This window comes from Streptomyces sp. NPDC002795 (assembly GCF_042888725.1).
GTDB lineage: Bacteria > Actinomycetota > Actinomycetes > Streptomycetales > Streptomycetaceae > Streptomyces.
Map to the genome: position 1 here is coordinate 456,846 of NZ_JBIAQB010000004.1, position 17,656 is coordinate 474,501.

Genomic DNA, 17,656 nt, shown 5'->3' on the forward strand with positions numbered 1-17,656 from the left:
GTCCGCGGGCCCCCGGCATGTGACACGAGTGAACCAACGGAAAACATCCGCGAGTTGGTGTTGACATGCCCACCTCTACGCGCGTCACACTGTGGGGCATGAAGACTCCCCCACGCTTCTTCAGTGCCGTCGCCGTCGCAGCCGCTCTCCTCCTGGGCGGCGTGGGCGGCTCCACCGCGATCGCCGCCCCGGCCGCGCAGGCCCCGGCCGCCGTCGCCCCCCACACCGTCTCGGCCGCCGACGTCGGCGACATCTGCGCCTCCGCGCTGCCCGCCGAGGCGCACGACACCCTGGACCTCATCGAGCAGGGCGGACCGTACCCGTACGAGCAGGACGGCACGGTCTTCCAGAACCGGGAGGGCATCCTCCCCGGCCAGTCGTCCGGCTACTACCACGAGTACACGGTGATCACGCCGGGCTCTGACGACCGCGGCGCCCGCCGCATCGTCACCGGAGACTCCGACAAGGAGGACTACTACACGGCGGACCACTACGCGTCCTTCGACCTGGTCGACCACACCTGCTGACCCACCCACCCAGCCTCAGCTCTTGCGCTGAGCCTCGACGGCCGCGAACACGGCGAACGCGCACACGATCAGCGCGATGCTGCCGTACACCTCGTGGCCGTCGAGGAAGCCGATGTGCCCGATCAGCCCCCAACCGCCGGGCAGGCCGGTGAACTCGTTCAGGATGCCGATCGCCCCCTGGAGCAGCGCGATTCCGCCGACGACCTCGATGACCCGCAACCACTGATTCTTGTTCATGCACAGGACTCTCGCCTCGCGGACCCCCCACCCACATCGGCCGCGGGGCGAGCCCCGTACGACTCCGGTAGCGGAGCGCGGGGGCCGTCCGCGACCAAAGTCGACGGGGGTACGACTTTGGTCGCGGAAGCGGCGCTCGGGTCGGTGCGGGGCGCCCACGGTGCGTAGATTTGTCGACCATGGAAGCAGCGCGGCAGACCGGGATCCCGCAGGCGTCGGACACGCCCGCCGAGCGATGGCGCCGACGGCTGACGCCCTCGGCCGTCGCCGACGAGCTCGACCTGGACCCCGAGGGACGGCCGGGCCGCAGGCGGCGCACCGCCCGTGACTGGATCGTCGACTTCAGCTGCTTCGGGATCGCCGCCTTCCTCGGCCTGGTCTTCGCCGAGCAGGTCTGGGACGACCCGAACACGCCGTCCTTCCTCGCCCTGGTCGACCAGGTGCTCGGCGCCGCCGCCTGCGCCGGGATCTGGCTGCGCAGGCGCTGGCCGCTGGGCCTCGCCCTGGCGATGAGCCCGGTCGGCTTCCTGTCCAACACCGCGGGCGGCGCGTCGATGATCGCGGTGTTCACGCTCGCCGTGCACCGCCCGTTCCGCTACGTCGGCTGGGTGGCGGGCATCTCCATCGCGCTCATCCCGCTGTTCTTCTGGCTGCGGCCCGACCCCGAGTCCTCGTACCTGCTGTCGGTCTCGTTCACCGTCATCATCACCATCACGGTCGTCGGCTGGGGCATGTTCGTCCGCTCCCGGCGCCAGCTCCTGATGTCCCTGCGAGACCGGGCGCGCCGCGCCGAGACCGAGGCCGTGCTCCGCGCCGAGCGGGCGCAGCGGCTCGCCCGCGAGGACATCGCGCGCGAGATGCACGACGTGCTCGCCCACCGCCTCACGCTGCTCAGCGTGCACGCGGGCGCACTGGAGTTCCGCCCCGACGCACCCCAGGACGAGATCGCCCGCGCCGCGGGCGTCATCCGGGAGAGCGCCCACGAGGCGCTACAGGACCTGCGCGAGATCATCGGCGTGCTGCGCGCGGCGGACCACGGAGAGGAGTCCGGGCGGCCGCAGCCCACCCTCGCCGCGCTCGGCACCTTGGTCGCCGAGTCCCGCGATGCCGGCATGAAGGTCGACCTCGACAACCGGGTCCCCGACGCAGGGTCCGTGCCCGCCTCCACCGGCCGCACCGCCTACCGCATCGCCCAGGAAGGCCTGACCAACGCCCGTAAGCACGCCCCTGGCGCCGAGGTCGCGGTCACGGTCGAGGGCGGCGCGGGGGACGGCCTCACGGTCACCGTGCGCAACCCGCCGCCGCCCGGCGAGGTGCCGCACGTCCCCGGCTCCGGGCAGGGCCTGATCGGCCTCACCGAACGCGCCACGCTCGCGGGCGGCAGGCTCGCCCACGGGGCCGAACCGGACGGCGGTTTCGCGGTGCGGGCGTGGCTTCCGTGGCCGCAGTGAGGGCCGCAGTGAGGATCGCAGGGAAGCGGCCGGTGCGGACACAGCGGTGATCGCGCCTCGCTACGGTGGCCCCATGACCGCGATCCGCCTGCTCATCGTCGACGACGACCCCCTCGTGCGCGCCGGGCTCACCTTCATGTTCGGCGCCGCCGAGGACATCGAGATCGTCGGCGAGGCCGCCGACGGCAGCGAGGTGGACGCGCAGGTGGCCCGACTGCACCCGGACGTCGTCCTCATGGACCTGCGCATGCCGACCCTGGACGGCCTGTCCGCCACGGAGGCGCTGCGGGCCCGCGAGGGCGCTCCCGAGGTGATCGTCCTGACCACGTTCCACGCGGACGAGCAGGTACTGCGGGCGCTGCGCGCGGGAGCCGCGGGGTTCGTCCTCAAGGACACCCCGCCGGGCGAGATCGTCGACTCGGTACGCCGGGTGGCGGCCGGCGCCCCGGTCCTCTCGCCGACCGTGACCCGGCAGCTCATCACCAAGGTCTCGGGCGACGACCCCGCCCTGGACCGGCGGGCACGCGCGCGTACGCGCATGGCCGAACTCGCCGAGCGCGAGCGGGAGGTGGCCGTGCAGGTGGGTCGCGGCAGGTCGAACGCGGAGATCGCCGCGACGCTCTACATGAGCGTCCCCACGGTCAAGACCCACGTCTCCCGCATCATGGCCCGGCTCGGCCTCAACAACCGCGTACAGATCGCACTGCTCGCCCACGACGCCGGTCTGCTCGACGACGCCTGAGGAGTGTCAACGCCTCGGGGTAGGTTCAACCGTTCGACGATGCGAGCGGTCGAAGGAGCGGGGATGGCGGCACCACGCCGACGGACGGTGCGCGATCTGCGGCGCGGCAACCGCGCCGTCGTCCTGAGCAAGCTGTACTTCGACGGGCCGCTCAGCAGGCAGGAGTTGGGGCCGCTGACGGCGCTCAGCTCGGGCTCCATCAGCAACGTGATGGCGGAACTCGTCGCCGACGGTCTCCTGGAGGAAGCCGGCTCGGTCGACTCCGACGGCGGCCGCCCGCGCACTCCTCGAAGACCCCGCCACGGCGGACCTGTTGGACGAGACGGCCGAGTACCTGGGCGCGGGCATCGCGAACCTGGTCAACCTGTTCAACCCGGAACGGATCGTCGTCGGCGGCTGGGCGGGCCTCCTGCTCGGCCCGCGCCTGCTCGCCCCGGTACGCCGCGCGGTCGCTTCGTACGCCCTGCGCCACCCCTTCGCCCAAACCACGGTGGAACTGGGCCACTTGGGCCCGGACGCGGTCACGATGGGCGCGGCGACGCTGCCGCTCGCGAGATTCCTGGAGACGGGCGGGGCAAAGCCAAGCCCCTGCGGCGATTGAGCCCCGGGAACCCACGGGAAGTGGCGAGAGTTGAACACGATGGAAGCCAGTACCGGGTGACGGGAGGCACGGCATGACCGAGAACGGTGAGATCGTCGACCTGGGAGAACTCGCCGGGGGCGCACCCCAGTTCCACGCCGACCCCTACCCGGTCTACGAACACCTCCGCACCCAGGGCCCGGTCCACCACGTCCGCACACCGGGCCCCGGCCCCACCGAGGACCTCTACCTGATCGTCGGCCACGAGGCCGCCCGCGCCGCGTTCACCGACCCCCGCCTGGTCAAGACCCCACCGTGGGGCCACGAGGGCGACATGATGGGCCTGCACCTCCTCTTCGCGGACCCGCCGGAGCACGGCCGCCTGCGCTCCCTGGTCACAAGGGAGTTCACCCCGCGCCGCGTCGCGGCACTCGCCCCGCGCATCCAGAAGCTCACGGACGAGCTGCTCGACGACATGGTGCCGCGTGGCGACGCCGACCTGATCGGCTCCCTCGCCTTCCCGCTGCCCTTCGCGGTGATCTGCGAACTGCTCGGCGTCCCCGACATCGACCGCGAGCGGTTCCGCCGCATGTCGACGCAGGTGGTGGCGCCGACCAGTGAGGAGGAGTCGTACGCGTCGCACGTCGAACTGGTCGGGTTCCTGGACGAGTTGATAGCGGCCAAGCGCGGCGCGGCCCCCGCCGACGACCTGCTGAGCGCGCTGATCCGGACCACGGCGGAGGACGGCGACCGCCTCTCGCCCAGCGAACTGCGCGGCATGGCCTTCCTCCTGCTCGTCGCCGGCCACGAGACCACCGTCAACCTCATCGGCAACGGCGTCCGTGCCCTGCTCCAGCACCCGGACCAACTCGCCGCCCTGCGCGCCGACATGAGCCTCCTGGACGGCGCGGTGGAGGAGATGCTGCGCTACGACGGCCCGGTCGAGACGGCCACGCACCGCTTCGCGGCGGAACCGGTGGACATCGACGGCACGGTGATCCCGGCAGGCGCGCCGGTGCTCATCGGCATCGCCACGGCGAGCCACGACCCGCACCGCTTCCCGGAGCCCGACCGCTTCGACATCCGCCGCGACGCCCGCGGCCATGTCGCCTTCGGCCACGGCATCCACTTCTGCCTGGGCGCTCCGCTGGCTCGCCTGGAAGGTCGTATCGCGATCCGTAGCCTCCTGGAGCGCTGCCCGGATCTGACCCTCGCCGAGGATCCGGACGGGTGGATGCCCGGGATGCTCATCCGGGGGACGCGGAGGCTGGCGGTCCGCTGGTGAACGCCTCGGGGCTCCGCCCCGGACCCCGCGCCTCAAACGCCGGCGGGGCTTGAACGCGCTTGATCCCGCGATGCAGTCCGGCTGGTTCCCCTCCTTCGCCGTCACCCTGATCTTCCTGGTCTTCGGGCTGCTCATCGGCATCCCGTCCATCCCGCTCGCCCTCCTCGTCGGCTACGTGTCCGCCACCGGGCCCGCCTTCGCGGACATGGGCTACGACCTCAAGGCCGGCTGGCTGCTGCGCCGCGACCACGAGCCCTGGGACCCGTTCGAGCGCGAGGGCCGCCGTGAGCAGTTCCGTGCCGCGCTCATCGGCTTCGCCGCCGCTCTCGTCGTCGTGGCCGTGCTCTGGCAGTCGTACTTCAAGCAGGGCCTGATCCCGCCCGTCGCCAAGGTCTACGCGGACACCCTGAAGAACGGCCTCGGCGAGCCCGGCGTGCTGCGCACCCTGCTGATCTGGGCGATCCCCGGCGCCCTCATCCAGCTCATCGGCGGCACCAAGCGGCAGATGGGCGTGATGCTCGCGACCGGACTGCTGATCCTCACCCCGCACGCCTGCTGGCTGGTCCTCGCCGCCCTCGCGGTCCGCGTCGGCTACCGCAAGTGCCGCGGACCGCGCGCCGACGAGGAACTGAACCTGATCGGTGCAGGGCTCATCGCGGGCAGTTCCCTGGGCGACTCCGCCCAGATCATCAAGGCGAGCTGACCGCAGGCCTCCGCAGAAAAGCCACCTCTCTCACCCGCACCACCGCAAGGAGAAGGATCCACCATGGAGATGTTCAGCCGGCTCGAACCCCGCGCCGAGTACCTGAGCTTCGAACTCGCCCTCGCCGCCCGCAAGTTGGTAGAGCAGGTGATGCTCGTGAAGCCCGGCGAGCACGTCGTGCTGACCGGTGACACCAGCAGCGACCGCCGCGTCGTCGAAGCGACCGCGCAGGCCGTCGCCGCCGCGGGCGCGCACCCCGTCGTCGTCTGGTCCGAGACGATGCCCAGCGCCTCCATGGAGCCGCCGCGCCCCGTCGCCGGCGCCATCGCGGACGCCGACGTATGGATCGAGTTCGCCGTCTCCTACGTCATGCACTCCGACGCCTTCCGCCGCGCCATGGCCCATGGCTGCCGCTACACCAACCTCACCGCCATGGACGTGCACATGCTCGTCGCGACGGTCGGCCGCCCCGACTTCGACGGCGTCATCAAGCTCGGCAAGGCCCTGGTCCGCCTCCTGGAGCAGGCCGACGAGGTACGCATCACCTCCGCCAACGGCACCGACATCACGGGCCGCAACGGCGACCGTCCGATCAATCTGCGCGGCAAGCCCGCGGAGAAGCCCGGCGAGACCGTCATGCTCTCCGGCCAGATCTCCTGGAACCCGCTGGAGGAGACCCAGGACGGCGTCCTCGTCTTCGACGGCGCGCTGTGGCCGCCGGACCAGCTGGGCCTGCTGCGCAACCCGGTGCGCTGCGTCGTCGAGAAGGGCGTCGTCACGAAGATCGACGGCGAGGGCCAGGACGCGGAGATCTTCCGCCGCTGGATGGAGTCCTGGGACGACCCGAACATGTTCCGTGTCGCCCACTGGTCGCTCGGCTTCAACCCGGGCGTGCCCGCGCCGACGGGCCGCATCGTCGAGGACGAGCGGGTCTTCGGCTGCGTGGAGCTGGGGATCGGCACGAAGGGGGCGTGGATCGGCGGCGAGCCGTGGATCTCCGCGGCCCACACCGACGGCTCGATCCTCGGCCCGTCGATCTACCTCGACGGCGAGTGCATCGAGCGCGACGGCGTGTACGTGCACCCCGAACTGGTGGAGATCTGCCGCGAGTTGGGTGTGGCTGGGTACTGATCAGTTCCGCGGGGCGGTCGCCGACCGCCCCGCGGAACCGTCATCGCCCTCACCGGAGCCCCAGGAGTCGATTCCCACCATGACCACCTACCGCCACAGCGGCCTCGTCTGCACCGACCACACCCTCGACGTCCCTCTCGACCACACCGGGCCGGACGGCGTCCGCCTCTCCGTCTTCGCCCGCGAGGTCGTCGCGGAGGGCATGGAGGGGCGCGAACTGCCGCGTCTGCTCTGGCTCCAGGGTGGCCCCGGCGGCCGGGCCGAGCGCCCCAACGCGTCCGGCGCCTGGCTGCGCCGCGCTCTGGAGGAGTACCGCGTGGTCCTCCTCGACCAGCGCGGCACCGGCCGCTCCACCCCCGCCGACCGCACCACGCTCGCCGGGCACCCGGACCCGGCCGAGTACCTCACCCACTTCCGCGCCGACTCCATCGTGCGCGACGCGGAACTGCTCCGCCGCCAACTCCAGGGCGACCGCCCCTGGACGGTGCTCGGCCAGAGCTTCGGCGGCTTCAGCACCCTGACCTACCTGAGCCTCGCCCCCGAAGGCCTCGACCGGGCCCTGATCACGGGCGGCCTCCCCACACTGACCGGCCACGCCGACGACGTCTACCGGGCGGCCTACCGCCGCACGGTCGACACCAACTCCCGCTATTTCGCGCGCTATCCGCAGGACCGCGCCCTCGCCCGGCGGGTGGCGGACCACCTGGCGAAGCACGACGTACGCATGCCGTCGGGGGAGCGGTTTTCGGTGCCCCGCTTCCAGACCCTGGGCATCACCTTCGGCACGTCCTCCTCCTTCGACTCGCTGCACTACCTTCTGGAGTGCGCGTTCGTGGCGGGTCCGGACGGTCCCGCCCTGTCGGACCCGTTCCTGCGCGGAGTCGACGCGGTCGTCTCGCTCGCACCACGGCCCCTCTACGCGGTCCTGCACGAACCGGTCTACGCGCAGGGCGGCCGGGCCACCGACTGGTCGGCCCACCGCATCCGGGCGGAGTTCCCGGAGTTCGACGCGGAGGGCGCGGGTCCGCTGCACTTCACCGGCGAGATGATGTACCCGTGGATGTTCGACGAGGACCCGGCCCTCGTCCCGCTCAAGGCCACGGCCGAGGCCCTCGCCCGCCGCGCGGACTGGCCCGCGCTCTACGACCTCGACCGGCTCGCGGCCAACGAGGTGCCGGTGGCCGCCGCGATCTACCACGACGACATGTTCGTCGACCGTGAACAGTCCCTCCGGACCGCCTCGTTGGTGCGCGGCCTGCGCCCCTGGGTCTCCGAGCAGCATCTGCACGACGGCGTCAAGGCGGACCCGGCGGTCCTGGACCGCCTCCTCGCGATGACGTCATAGACCGACCGAGGGAGGGATCAGGCCCCCGCGATCTCCTCCATCCGCACCACCCGCCGCTCGGCCCGCGACAGCTCGCACGCCTCGGCGACCCGCAGCGCCCGCAGGGCCTCGCGGCCGTCGCAGGGGTTGGCGCGTTCGCCGCGGACGACGTCGACGAAGGCCTTCAGTTCGGCCTCGTACGCGGGGGCGAAGCGTTCCAGGAAGCCGGGCCACGGCTTCGGCGCCGCCCGTGGGCCCTCCGGTTCCGTGGAGGTGACAGGGGTGCGGTCGTCGAGGCCGACGACGACCGTGTCCCGGTCACCGGAGAGCTCCATGCGCACGTCGTAGCCGGCGCCGTTGCACCGTGTCGAGGTGGCGGTGGCCAGGGTCCCGTCGTCGAGGGTCAGGAGCGCCGCCGCCGTGTCCACGTCCCCCGCCTCCCGGAACATCGCGGGCCCGGCGTCGGACCCGGTCGCGTACACCTCGACGACCTCGCGCCCGGTCACCCAGCGCAGCATGTCGAAGTCGTGGATCAGGCAGTCCCGGTAGAGCCCGCCGGAGAGCGGGAGGTACGCGGCCGGTGGCGGCGCCGGGTCGGAGGTCATCGCGCGCACCGTGTGCACCCGGCCGAGTCTCCCCTCCTGTACGGCGGCCCGCGCCGTCGTGTACCCGGCGTCGAAGCGGCGCTGGAAGCCGAGTTGGAGCACCGTGCCCGCCGCCTCGACCTCCGCGAGCGCGGCCAGCGTGCCCGGCAGGTCGAGCGCGATCGGCTTCTCGCAGAAGACGGGGAGCCCGGCCCGCGCCGCCCGCCCGATCAGCTCGGCGTGCGCCGCGGTCGCCGCGGTGATCACGAGCGCGTCCACGCCCCACGTGAAGATCTCGTCGACGCTCGGCGCGGCCGTCGCCCCGATCCGGTCGGCGAGCGCGACCGCCCGCGCGGGCTCCGCGTCGGTGACGACCAGCGAGCCGACCTCCCGGTACCGCTCCAGTACGCCCGCGTGAAAAGTGCCGATGCGGCCCGTTCCGATGAGTCCGATGCGCATGGTGTCCCACGGTGCCGGGGTACGGGGTGGGTGTCAATTGTTTGTCCTGACAAAGCCCGTGCGTGTCACGTCGCGGGGCTCCGCCCAGGGCCCCGCTGCTCGATCGCCGCAGGGGCTTGTCGCTGCGGCTTCTTTGTCCGGACAACCTGACCTTCGGACTTCCCGTCAACATCTCACCCCCGCTACCCTCGCCCCGTGGCCAAACCCCTAGCTGACCCGACCGTCGACCTCGGCCTCAGTGTCGATCGCAGCAGCCCGGTACCGCTGTACTTCCAGCTGTCCCAGCAGCTGGAGGCGGCGATCGAGCGCGGCGCCCTGACCCCCGGCAGCCTGCTCGGCAACGAGATCGAGCTGGCGGGCCGCCTCGGCCTGTCCCGGCCCACCGTCCGTCAGGCCATCCAGTCCCTCGTCGACAAGGGGCTGCTCGTGCGCCGCCGCGGCGTCGGCACCCAGGTCGTGCACAGCCAGGTCAAGCGCCCCCTCGAACTGTCCAGCCTGTACGACGACCTGGAGGCGGCGGGCCAGCGCCCCGAGACCCGGGTCATCGCCAACACCCTCGTGCCCGCCCCCGCCGAGGTGGCCGCGGCGCTCGGCGTGGGCGAGGGCGAGGAGGTGCACCGCGTCGAGCGGCTGCGGCTCGCGCACGGCGAACCGGTCGCGTACCTCTGCAACCACCTGCCCACAGGACTGCTCGCGCTCGACGACGAGCGGCTCGTGGCGACCGGCCTGTACCGCCTGATGCGGGCCGCCGGCATCACCCTGCACAGCGCCCGCCAGTCCGTCGGCGCCCGCGCCGCCACCGCCGTGGAGGCCGAGCGGCTCGGCGAGAAGGAGGGCGCGCCGCTGCTGACCATGGAGCGCACGACGTACGACGACACGGGCCGCCCGGTCGAGTTCGGCTCGCACACGTACCGGGCCTCGCGCTACTCCTTCGAGTTCCAACTCCTCGTACGCTCCTGACCGTTGGGCGTCCGAATGTTCTGACAAAGTCATTGACGCTGCCGTGGGACCCCGCTACAAACACCTCCAGCCGCACCGGGCGGCCGGAGGAGAGGTGGCTCCACCATGCGCACGATCCGCACAGGCCGTACGGCCGCAGGCTGCCTAGCTGTCATCGCCACGATCGCGCTCGCCGCCGGTTGCAGTGGCTCGGGCGGCAAGGACTCCGAGGACAAGGACGGCGGCGGTGGAGGCGGCGGCAAGGCCGTCGACACACCCCGCATGAAGATCGCGCTGGTCTCGCACTCGGGCGAGGGTGACACCTTCTGGGACATCGTCCGCAAGGGCGCCCAGCAGGCCGCCGACAAGGACAACGTCCAGTTCCTCTACTCCAACGACAAGGAGGCCAAGGGGCAGGCCGAGCTGGTGCAGGCCGCGATCGACAAGAAGGTCGACGGGATCGTCGTCACGCTCGCCAAGCCGCAGGCCATGGAGCCGGTGCTCGCGAAGGCGAAGGCCGCGGGCATCCCGGTCGTCTCGATCAACTCCGGCTCCGACTTCTCGCAGAAGTTCGGCGCGCTCAGCCACATCGGCCAGGAGGAGGGCGTGGCCGGTGAGGCGGTCGGCAGCGAGCTGACGAAGCAGGGGAAGAAGAAGACCCTGTGCGTCATCCACGAGCAGGGCAACGTCTCCCTGGAGCAGCGCTGCGACGGCGTCCGCAAGGCCTTCAAGGGCAGCGTCGAGAACCTCAACGTAGAGGGCACGAACGCACCCTCCGCCCAGTCGTCCATCGAGGCGAAGCTCCAGGCGGACAAGGACATCGACGCGGTCGTCGCGCTCGGCGCCCCCATCGCGGCGCTCGCCGTGAAGGCCAAGGACGGCGCGGGCAGCGAGGCGGAGATCTCCACGTTCGACCTGAACGCCGAGGTCGTCCGCAGGCTGAAGGCGAAGGAGGTCACCTTCGCCGTCGACCAGCAGCCCTACTTGCAGGGCTATCTGGCGGTGGACGAACTGTGGCTCCACAAGACGAACGCGAACGTGCTCGGCGGCGGCAAGCCGGTCCTCACAGGCCCGGCGATCGTCACCGAGAAGGACGTGCCGCGCCTGGAGAAGTACACCGCGCGCGGTACCCGGTGAATGGATGCATGATCCCCGTGACCCATACTTGTGCGTTTGGGACCGGAATGGGGTCCTTATGGACCGGTGTACGGTCCGCCGGGGTCGGCCCGCCGATCCCGGTCGATGACGCAGCAGACCAAGAAGGGCACGGCCTCGTGGCACGGTTTCGGACCTGGGTGAGCATCGCGGTTGCGGGGGCTCTCGGCCTCTCGCTCGCAGGGTGCAGCAGCACCGGCGGCAAGCGGGCGGAGGACGCCAGGAAGTCCCAGGCCGCGCAGGGCAGGGCCGCGGTGGACACGCCCCGCTGGACCTTCGCGATGATCACCCATTCGGGCGATGGCGACACCTTCTGGGACATCGTCCAGAACGGTGCGAAGCAGGCGGCCACCAAGGACAACATCAACTTCCTCTACTCGCACAACGAGGAGGCGAACCAGCAGGCGCAGCTCGTCGACGCGGCCGTCGACAAGAAGGTCGACGGAATCATCGTCACGCTCGCCAAGCCGGACGCGATGAAGTCCGCCCTGGCCCGCGCCGAGAAGGCCGGCATCCCCGTCATCACCGTGAACTCGGGCTCCGAGATCTACAAGAAGTACGGCGCGATCACGCACATCGGCCAGGACGAGACCATCGCGGGCGAGGCCGTCGGCGAGGAGCTCAACAAGCGCGGCAAGAAGAAGGCGCTGTGTGTCCTGCACGAGCAGGGCAACGTCGGCCACGAGCAGCGCTGCGAGGGCGCGGAGAAGGCCTTCGACGGGAAGATGACGAACCTGTACGTCGAGGGCACCAACATGCCCGACGTGCAGTCGTCCATCGAGGCCAAGCTGCAGTCCGACACGTCCATCGACTCGGTCGTCACGCTGGGCGCCCCGTTCGCCGCCACCGCCGTGAAGGCGAAGGAGGACGCGGGCAGCAAGGCCGAGGTCGACACGTTCGACCTCAACGACAAGGTCGCGCAGGGCCTCAAGGACGGCGACCTCGGCTTCGCCGTCGACCAGCAGCCCTACCTCCAGGGCTACCAGGCCGTGGACCTGCTGTGGCTCTACCGGTACAACGCCAATGTGCTCGGCGGCGGCAAGCCGGTCCTGACCGGTCCCGAGGTCGTCACCAAGGACCAGGCCGACAAGCTTCAGGAGTACGCGAAGCGGGGGACGCGATGAGTACGACGGCTCCTCAGAGCACCGATAAGGTCGACGAACGGCTCGTCAGGGCCTCGCCCTGGAAGAAGCTCCTGGGCCGCCCCGAACTGGGCTCGGTCATCGGCGCCGTCGCCGTCTTCATCTTCTTCATGATCTTCGCGGACAGCTTCCTGCGGGCGACCAGCCTCGCGACGGTCCTGTACGCGTCCTCGACCCTCGGCATCATGGCCGTGCCGGTGGCGCTGCTGATGATCGGCGGCGAGTTCGACCTGTCGGCGGGCGTCATGGTGACGTCCTCGGCACTGATCTCGTCGATGTTCAGCTACCAGATGACGGCGAACACCTGGGTGGGCGTCGGCGTCTCGCTCCTGGTGACACTCGCCATCGGCGTCTTCAACGGCGTCATGCTGACCCGCACCAAACTCCCCAGTTTCATCATCACGCTCGGCACGTTCCTGATGCTGACGGGCATGAACCTGGGCTTCACCAAGCTGATCAGCGGGACCGTCTCCACGAAGTCGATCGCCGACATGGAGGGCTTCGACTCGGCCAAGTCCGTCTTCGCCTCCACGTTCAGCATCGGCGGCGTCGACTTCAAGATCACGATCGTCTGGTGGCTCGCCCTCGTCCTGGTCGCCACCTGGATCCTGCTCCGTACCCGCATCGGCAACTGGATCTTCGCGGTCGGCGGTGACCTCGACTCGGCCCGCGCGGTCGGCGTCCCGGTCAACAAGACGAAGATCGGCCTCTACATGGGCGTCGCGTTCGGCGCCTGGATCTCCGGCCAGCACCTGCTCTTCTCCTACGACGTCGTGCAGTCCGGCGAGGGCGTCGGCAACGAGCTGATCTACATCGTCGCGGCCGTCATCGGCGGCTGTCTGATCACCGGCGGCTACGGCTCGGCGGTCGGCGCGGCGATCGGCGCGCTGATCTTCGGCATGACCAGCAAGGGCATCGTGTTCGCCGAGTGGAACTCGGACTGGTTCAAGTTCTTCCTCGGGGCGATGCTGCTCCTCGCGACCCTGCTCAACGCGTGGGTCCGCAAGCGCGCGGAGGCGAGCAAATGACGACTGGCGAGCAGAAGACGACCAAGGACACGGCGCCCGCACCGCTCGTCGAGCTGGACGGCGTCAGCAAGTTCTACGGCAACATCCGCGCCCTCGACGACGTCTCGCTCGTCGTCCACGCGGGCGAGATCTCCTGCGTCCTCGGCGACAACGGTGCCGGCAAGTCGACCCTCATCAAGATCATCGCGGGGCTGCACCAGCACGACGGCGGCCGGTTCGCGATCGAGGGCGAGGAAACGCGCCTCAGCAACCCGCGCGACGCCCTCAACCGGGGCATCGCCACGGTCTACCAGGACCTCGCCGTGGTCCCGCTCATGCCGGTGTGGCGCAACTTCTTCCTCGGCTCGGAGCCCACGAAGGGGTCGGGCCCCTTCAAGCGCCTGGACGTCGAGCTGATGCGGCGCACGACGCACGAGGAACTGGCCCGCATGGGCATCGACCTGCGCGACGTCGACCAGCCGATCGGCACGCTGTCCGGCGGCGAGCGCCAGTGCGTGGCCATCGCCCGCGCCGTCTACTTCGGCGCGAAGGTCCTCGTCCTCGACGAGCCGACAGCGGCGCTCGGCGTGAAGCAGTCCGGAGTGGTGCTCAAGTACGTGGCGGCGGCGCGTGACGCGGGCCTCGGCGTGGTGCTCATCACGCACAACCCGCACCACGCGTACCTGGTGGGGGACCGGTTCGTGCTGCTCAAGCGCGGCGCGATGTTCGGCAGCCACGTGCGCGACGACATCACGCTCGACGAGCTGACCCGTCAGATGGCGGGCGGCAGCGAGCTGGACGACCTCCGCCATGAGTTGGAGCGGGCGCCGGTGCCTACGCATTTGGGCGGGCATACGGCTGACGGGGCCGAGAAGTAGGGGCCTCGGCGACGCGCCTGCGTGTGCGCGTTTCCGGGTTTCCCGGGCGGCTGCGCGTTGCGCCGTTGGTCACCTTTGCGCAGTTCCCCGCGCCCCTTCAGGGGCGCGGGGAACTGCGCGAGCCTGCGCCGTGCGGCCGCAAGACGCCGCTCCGCGACCCCCGGTTGCCGGCCGCGCCGGGGTGTCGGCCCACCCCGACGCGGCGTAAAACCCGGTATGCGGCGGAGCCGATGCGTGAGGCAGAATCGCCGCAATGAGCACCTACCGCGACCTCGCACACCGTGGCAGCGCACGGGCCACCGTCCTGCGGACGGTCGGCACCCGCGAGCGCCGCTCGCACACGATGGCCCCGCGCGTACCCACCGTCGGCATCGACATCGGCGGCACGAAGGTGATGGCCGGCGTGGTCGACGCGGACGGCATCATCCTGGAGACGCTCCGCACGGAGACCCCGGACAAGTCCAAGAGCCCCAAGGTCGTCGAGGACACGATCACGGAGCTGGTGCTCGACCTCTCCGACCGGCACGACGTGCACGCCGTCGGCATCGGCGCGGCCGGCTGGGTGGACGCGGACCGCAACCGCGTCCTGTTCGCCCCCCACCTGTCGTGGCGCAACGAACCCCTCCGCGACCGGCTCGCGGGCCGCCTCGCGGTCCCCGTACTCGTCGACAACGACGCCAACACCGCCGCCTGGGCGGAGTGGCGCTTCGGCGCGGGCCGCGGCGAGGACCATCTGGTGATGATCACGCTCGGGACGGGGATCGGCGGCGCGATCCTGGAGGACGGGCAGGTCAAGCGCGGGAAGTTCGGTGTCGCGGGCGAGTTCGGCCATATGCAGGTCGTCCCCGGAGGGCACCGCTGCCCGTGCGGAAACCGCGGCTGCTGGGAGCAGTACAGCTCGGGCAACGCCCTGGTCCGCGAGGCCCGCGAACTCGCCGCCGCCGACTCCCCGGTCGCGTACAACATCATCGAGCGGGTCCAGGGGCACATCCCCGACATCACCGGGCCGCTCATCACGCAGCTGGCCCGCGAGGGCGACGCCATGTGCGTCGAGCTGCTGCAGGACATCGGCCAGTGGCTGGGCATCGGCATCGCGAACCTCGCCGCGGCCCTCGACCCCTCGTGCTTCGTCATCGGCGGCGGTGTGTCGGCCGCCGACGACCTGCTGATCGCGCCCGCCCGCGACGCCTTCAAGCGCCAGCTCACCGGCCGCGGCTACCGCCCCGAGGCCCGCATCGCCCGCGCCCAGCTCGGCCCCGAGGCCGGCATGGTCGGCGCCGCGGACCTGGCCCGCCTCGTCGCCCGCCGCTTCCGCCGCGCCAAGCGCCGCCGCGTGGAGCGCCACGAGCGGTACGAGCGCTACGCCCGCACCCGCAGCACGACCGGCCCGTCCGCCGACGGCACGGACCAGGCGTAACCGGTGCCAGGGCCCAAGACAGTGACAGGGAATCAATCCATGACCGTGCCCCGCCAGCCCCCGACCGCGGACGAAGCGCCGCGACCGGCCGAGGACCGCGGCCATGTGATCCGACGCCGCGTCCTCACGCTCCTGACCATCGTGCTGCTCATCGGCATCCCCGCCGGCTACCTGGTGATCTCCGCGGGCCAGAGCCGGGACAGCGGCAAGGACAAGGAGGCGAAGTACTCGGTGACCGGCCTCACGGTCGGCTGGCCGTCCAAGGTGCAGCGCCGCCTGTACCAGATCCCGGTCCCGGCGCACTCGCGCAACGTCGCCTACTACGAGACGAACAACTACAAGGTGAGCCGCCTGTACGCGCAGTTCCTCACCAGCAACAAGGGCCTCGACGACTTCCTGGAGAACGTCGACGCCGGCTACACGGTCGGTGACCTGGCGACCGACGACATCGCGATCAGCGAACGCGACCGGAAGATCGCGGGCTGGGACTTCACGGGCCCTGGCCCCTGGTACGGCCTCACCCACAGCCAGGAGGACCCGTCGCCGACCCAGACCATCGTGGTGAACCGCTCCAACCCGGACCACCCCATGGTCTACGTGGTGTCGATGACGCACCCGTGACCGGCGCCCGGGGCACCCGCTCTTCACGCCGCCCCCACTCCTGGTCCACACCGGGAACCCGGAGTGAACACCTCACGTCCATTCTGGGGACCCGCCACCAGATCGCTCAGGCGCACTGGCTAGCGTGGCGGGTGTGAGTGACACGAAGACCCCGCGCCTGCAGTACCGATTCGACGGCCGTGACGACGACTCCGCCCCGGTGCTCATCCTCGGCCCGTCGCTCGGCACGACGTGGCACATGTGGGACCGCCAGGTGCCCGAGCTGGCCCAGCACTGGCGGGTGTTCCGCTTCGACCTGCCCGGACACGGCGGTTCCCCCGCGCACCCGGCGGGCTCCGTCGAGGCGCTCGCGGACCGGCTGCTCGCCACGCTCGACGAGCTGGGTATCCAGCGCTTCGGCTACGCGGGCTGCTCGCTGGGCGGCGCGGTCGGCGCGGAGCTCGCGCTGCGCCATCCGGAGCGCGTCGCGTCGCTCGCCCTGATCGCGGCCTCGCCGCGGTTCGGCACCGCGGACGAGTTCCGCCAGCGCGGCGTCATCGTGCGCAGCAACGGCCTGGACCCCATAGCCCGTACGGCCCCCGAGCGCTGGTTCACGCACGGCTTCGCCACGGCGCAGCCCGCGATCACGGACTGGGCGGTGCAGATGGTCCGCACGACGGACCCGGGCTGCTACATCGCGTCGTGCGAGGCGCTCGCGGCCTTCGACGTCCGCGAGGAGCTGGGCGACATCGGTGTGCCGACGCTCGTCCTCGTCGGCTCGGAGGACCAGGTGACAGGCCCCGCAGAGGCCCGCACCCTGGTCGCCGGCATACCGGACGCCCGGCTCGCCGTGGTGCCCGGCGCCTCCCACCTGGCCCCGGTCGAACAGCCGGCCGCCGTCACCGACCTCCTCGTACGGCACTTCACCTCGGCCTGGCCCGCCGCGCACGAGAAGACCGTGCAGACCGCCATCCAGGCCGCCCCGGTCAAGCCGGTCATCGCGCCGCCGCCCCCGTCCGCCCCGCCGCGCGCGGAGATCGCGGCCGCGCAGCAGCCGGAGGCCGCGACCCGGCCCGACCCGCACGACGCGGGCCTCAAGACGCGCCGCGAGGTCCTCGGCGACGCCCACGTGGACCGGGCCCTGTCCACGGCCGACGACTTCTCCGGCGACTTCCAGGAGTTCCTCACCCGCTACGCGTGGGGCGAGATCTGGTCCCGCCCGGGGCTCGACCGCCGTACGCGCTCCTCGGTGACCCTGGCGACCCTGGTCGCGGGCGGCCACCTCGACGAGCTGGTGTTCCACACGCGCGCGGCCCTGCGCAACGGCCTCACGGCCGCGGAGATCAAGGAAATCCTGCTCCAGACCGCCGTCTACTGCGGCGTACCGGCCGCGAACGCGGCGTTCAAGGTGGCCCAGCAGGTGATCCGCGAGGAGACCACGCCCCAGGAGTGAGCCGGGGCTGAAACGGAGCGTGGGCGGGCGCAGGATGGGACG

The 17,656-nt window shown here is 71.2% G+C and carries 16 protein-coding genes and 2 pseudogenes; 16 read left to right on the top strand and 2 right to left on the bottom strand.

Annotated features, from left to right (window positions below):
* The first annotated feature begins 98 nt into the window (after positions 1-98).
* Entirely contained in the window at positions 99-527 is a 429-nt protein-coding gene (locus ACFYWS_RS15175) for a ribonuclease domain-containing protein (RefSeq protein ID WP_389275208.1), read from the top strand.
* Positions 528-542: 15 nt separating this feature from the next.
* Here the strand turns inward: ACFYWS_RS15175 and ACFYWS_RS15180 are convergent, their stop codons facing one another.
* Complete coding sequence (locus ACFYWS_RS15180) at positions 543-764, bottom strand: hypothetical protein (RefSeq protein WP_389275211.1); 222 nt, start codon at positions 762-764, stop codon at positions 543-545.
* 179 nt (positions 765-943) lie between these two features.
* On the opposite strand from ACFYWS_RS15180, the gene ACFYWS_RS15185 reads away from it, so the two are divergent.
* The 7 genes and pseudogenes from ACFYWS_RS15185 (at position 944) to ACFYWS_RS15215 (ending at position 8,001) form a co-directional block, all read left to right on the top strand.
* Entirely contained in the window at positions 944-2,215 is a 1,272-nt protein-coding gene (locus tag ACFYWS_RS15185) for a histidine kinase (protein ID WP_389275213.1), read from the top strand.
* A 73-nt stretch (positions 2,216-2,288) separates the two neighbouring features.
* A complete protein-coding gene (locus ACFYWS_RS15190) occupies positions 2,289-2,957 on the top strand; it encodes a response regulator (RefSeq protein WP_389275216.1) in 669 nt (222 codons plus the stop codon).
* Positions 2,958-3,020: 63 nt separating this feature from the next.
* Positions 3,021-3,558 (top strand): annotated as a pseudogene (locus tag ACFYWS_RS15195) (ROK family protein).
* 73 nt (positions 3,559-3,631) lie between these two features.
* Positions 3,632-4,822 carry a cytochrome P450 gene (locus tag ACFYWS_RS15200; protein WP_389275219.1) on the top strand — a complete coding sequence of 397 codons (1,191 nt, stop codon included), beginning with the start codon at positions 3,632-3,634 and terminating at the stop codon, positions 4,820-4,822.
* Positions 4,823-4,889: 67 nt separating this feature from the next.
* Positions 4,890-5,525: pseudogene (locus ACFYWS_RS15205) on the top strand (OPT/YSL family transporter); the annotation flags it as partial.
* A 63-nt stretch (positions 5,526-5,588) separates the two neighbouring features.
* A complete protein-coding gene (locus ACFYWS_RS15210) occupies positions 5,589-6,656 on the top strand; it encodes a hypothetical protein (RefSeq protein WP_389275222.1) in 1,068 nt (355 codons plus the stop codon).
* Between the two features lie 79 nt (positions 6,657-6,735).
* A complete protein-coding gene (locus ACFYWS_RS15215) occupies positions 6,736-8,001 on the top strand; it encodes an alpha/beta fold hydrolase (protein WP_389275225.1) in 1,266 nt (421 codons plus the stop codon).
* A gap of 17 nt (positions 8,002-8,018) precedes the next feature.
* On the opposite strand, the gene ACFYWS_RS15220 is transcribed toward ACFYWS_RS15215, so the two are convergent.
* Entirely contained in the window at positions 8,019-9,023 is a 1,005-nt protein-coding gene (locus ACFYWS_RS15220; RefSeq protein WP_389275228.1) for a Gfo/Idh/MocA family oxidoreductase, read from the bottom strand.
* Between the two features lie 195 nt (positions 9,024-9,218).
* On the opposite strand from ACFYWS_RS15220, the gene ACFYWS_RS15225 reads away from it, so the two are divergent.
* From ACFYWS_RS15225 to pcaC, 8 genes are all read left to right on the top strand, one after another.
* Positions 9,219-9,983 carry a GntR family transcriptional regulator gene (locus ACFYWS_RS15225; protein ID WP_389275230.1) on the top strand — a complete coding sequence of 255 codons (765 nt, stop codon included), beginning with the start codon at positions 9,219-9,221 and terminating at the stop codon, positions 9,981-9,983.
* Positions 9,984-10,088: 105 nt separating this feature from the next.
* Positions 10,089-11,099: a sugar ABC transporter substrate-binding protein gene (locus ACFYWS_RS15230; RefSeq protein WP_389275233.1), complete on the top strand. Its 1,011-nt coding sequence runs from the start codon at positions 10,089-10,091 to the stop codon at positions 11,097-11,099.
* Positions 11,100-11,236: 137 nt separating this feature from the next.
* A complete protein-coding gene (locus ACFYWS_RS15235; RefSeq protein WP_389275236.1) occupies positions 11,237-12,241 on the top strand; it encodes a sugar ABC transporter substrate-binding protein in 1,005 nt (334 codons plus the stop codon).
* A complete protein-coding gene (locus ACFYWS_RS15240) occupies positions 12,238-13,287 on the top strand; it encodes an ABC transporter permease (protein ID WP_389275239.1) in 1,050 nt (349 codons plus the stop codon). The genes ACFYWS_RS15235 and ACFYWS_RS15240 overlap by 4 nt, the downstream gene beginning before the upstream one ends.
* A complete protein-coding gene (locus ACFYWS_RS15245) occupies positions 13,284-14,144 on the top strand; it encodes an ATP-binding cassette domain-containing protein (protein ID WP_389275242.1) in 861 nt (286 codons plus the stop codon). Before ACFYWS_RS15240 ends, ACFYWS_RS15245 begins: the two co-directional genes overlap by 4 nt.
* A gap of 253 nt (positions 14,145-14,397) precedes the next feature.
* Positions 14,398-15,561 carry an ROK family glucokinase gene (locus ACFYWS_RS15250; protein ID WP_389275245.1) on the top strand — a complete coding sequence of 388 codons (1,164 nt, stop codon included), beginning with the start codon at positions 14,398-14,400 and terminating at the stop codon, positions 15,559-15,561.
* A gap of 39 nt (positions 15,562-15,600) precedes the next feature.
* Positions 15,601-16,182 carry a sugar kinase gene (locus tag ACFYWS_RS15255; RefSeq protein WP_389275248.1) on the top strand — a complete coding sequence of 194 codons (582 nt, stop codon included), beginning with the start codon at positions 15,601-15,603 and terminating at the stop codon, positions 16,180-16,182.
* 133 nt (positions 16,183-16,315) lie between these two features.
* Entirely contained in the window at positions 16,316-17,614 is a 1,299-nt protein-coding gene (pcaC, locus tag ACFYWS_RS15260) for a 4-carboxymuconolactone decarboxylase (protein WP_389275251.1), read from the top strand.
* Positions 17,615-17,656: the final 42 nt, after the last annotated feature.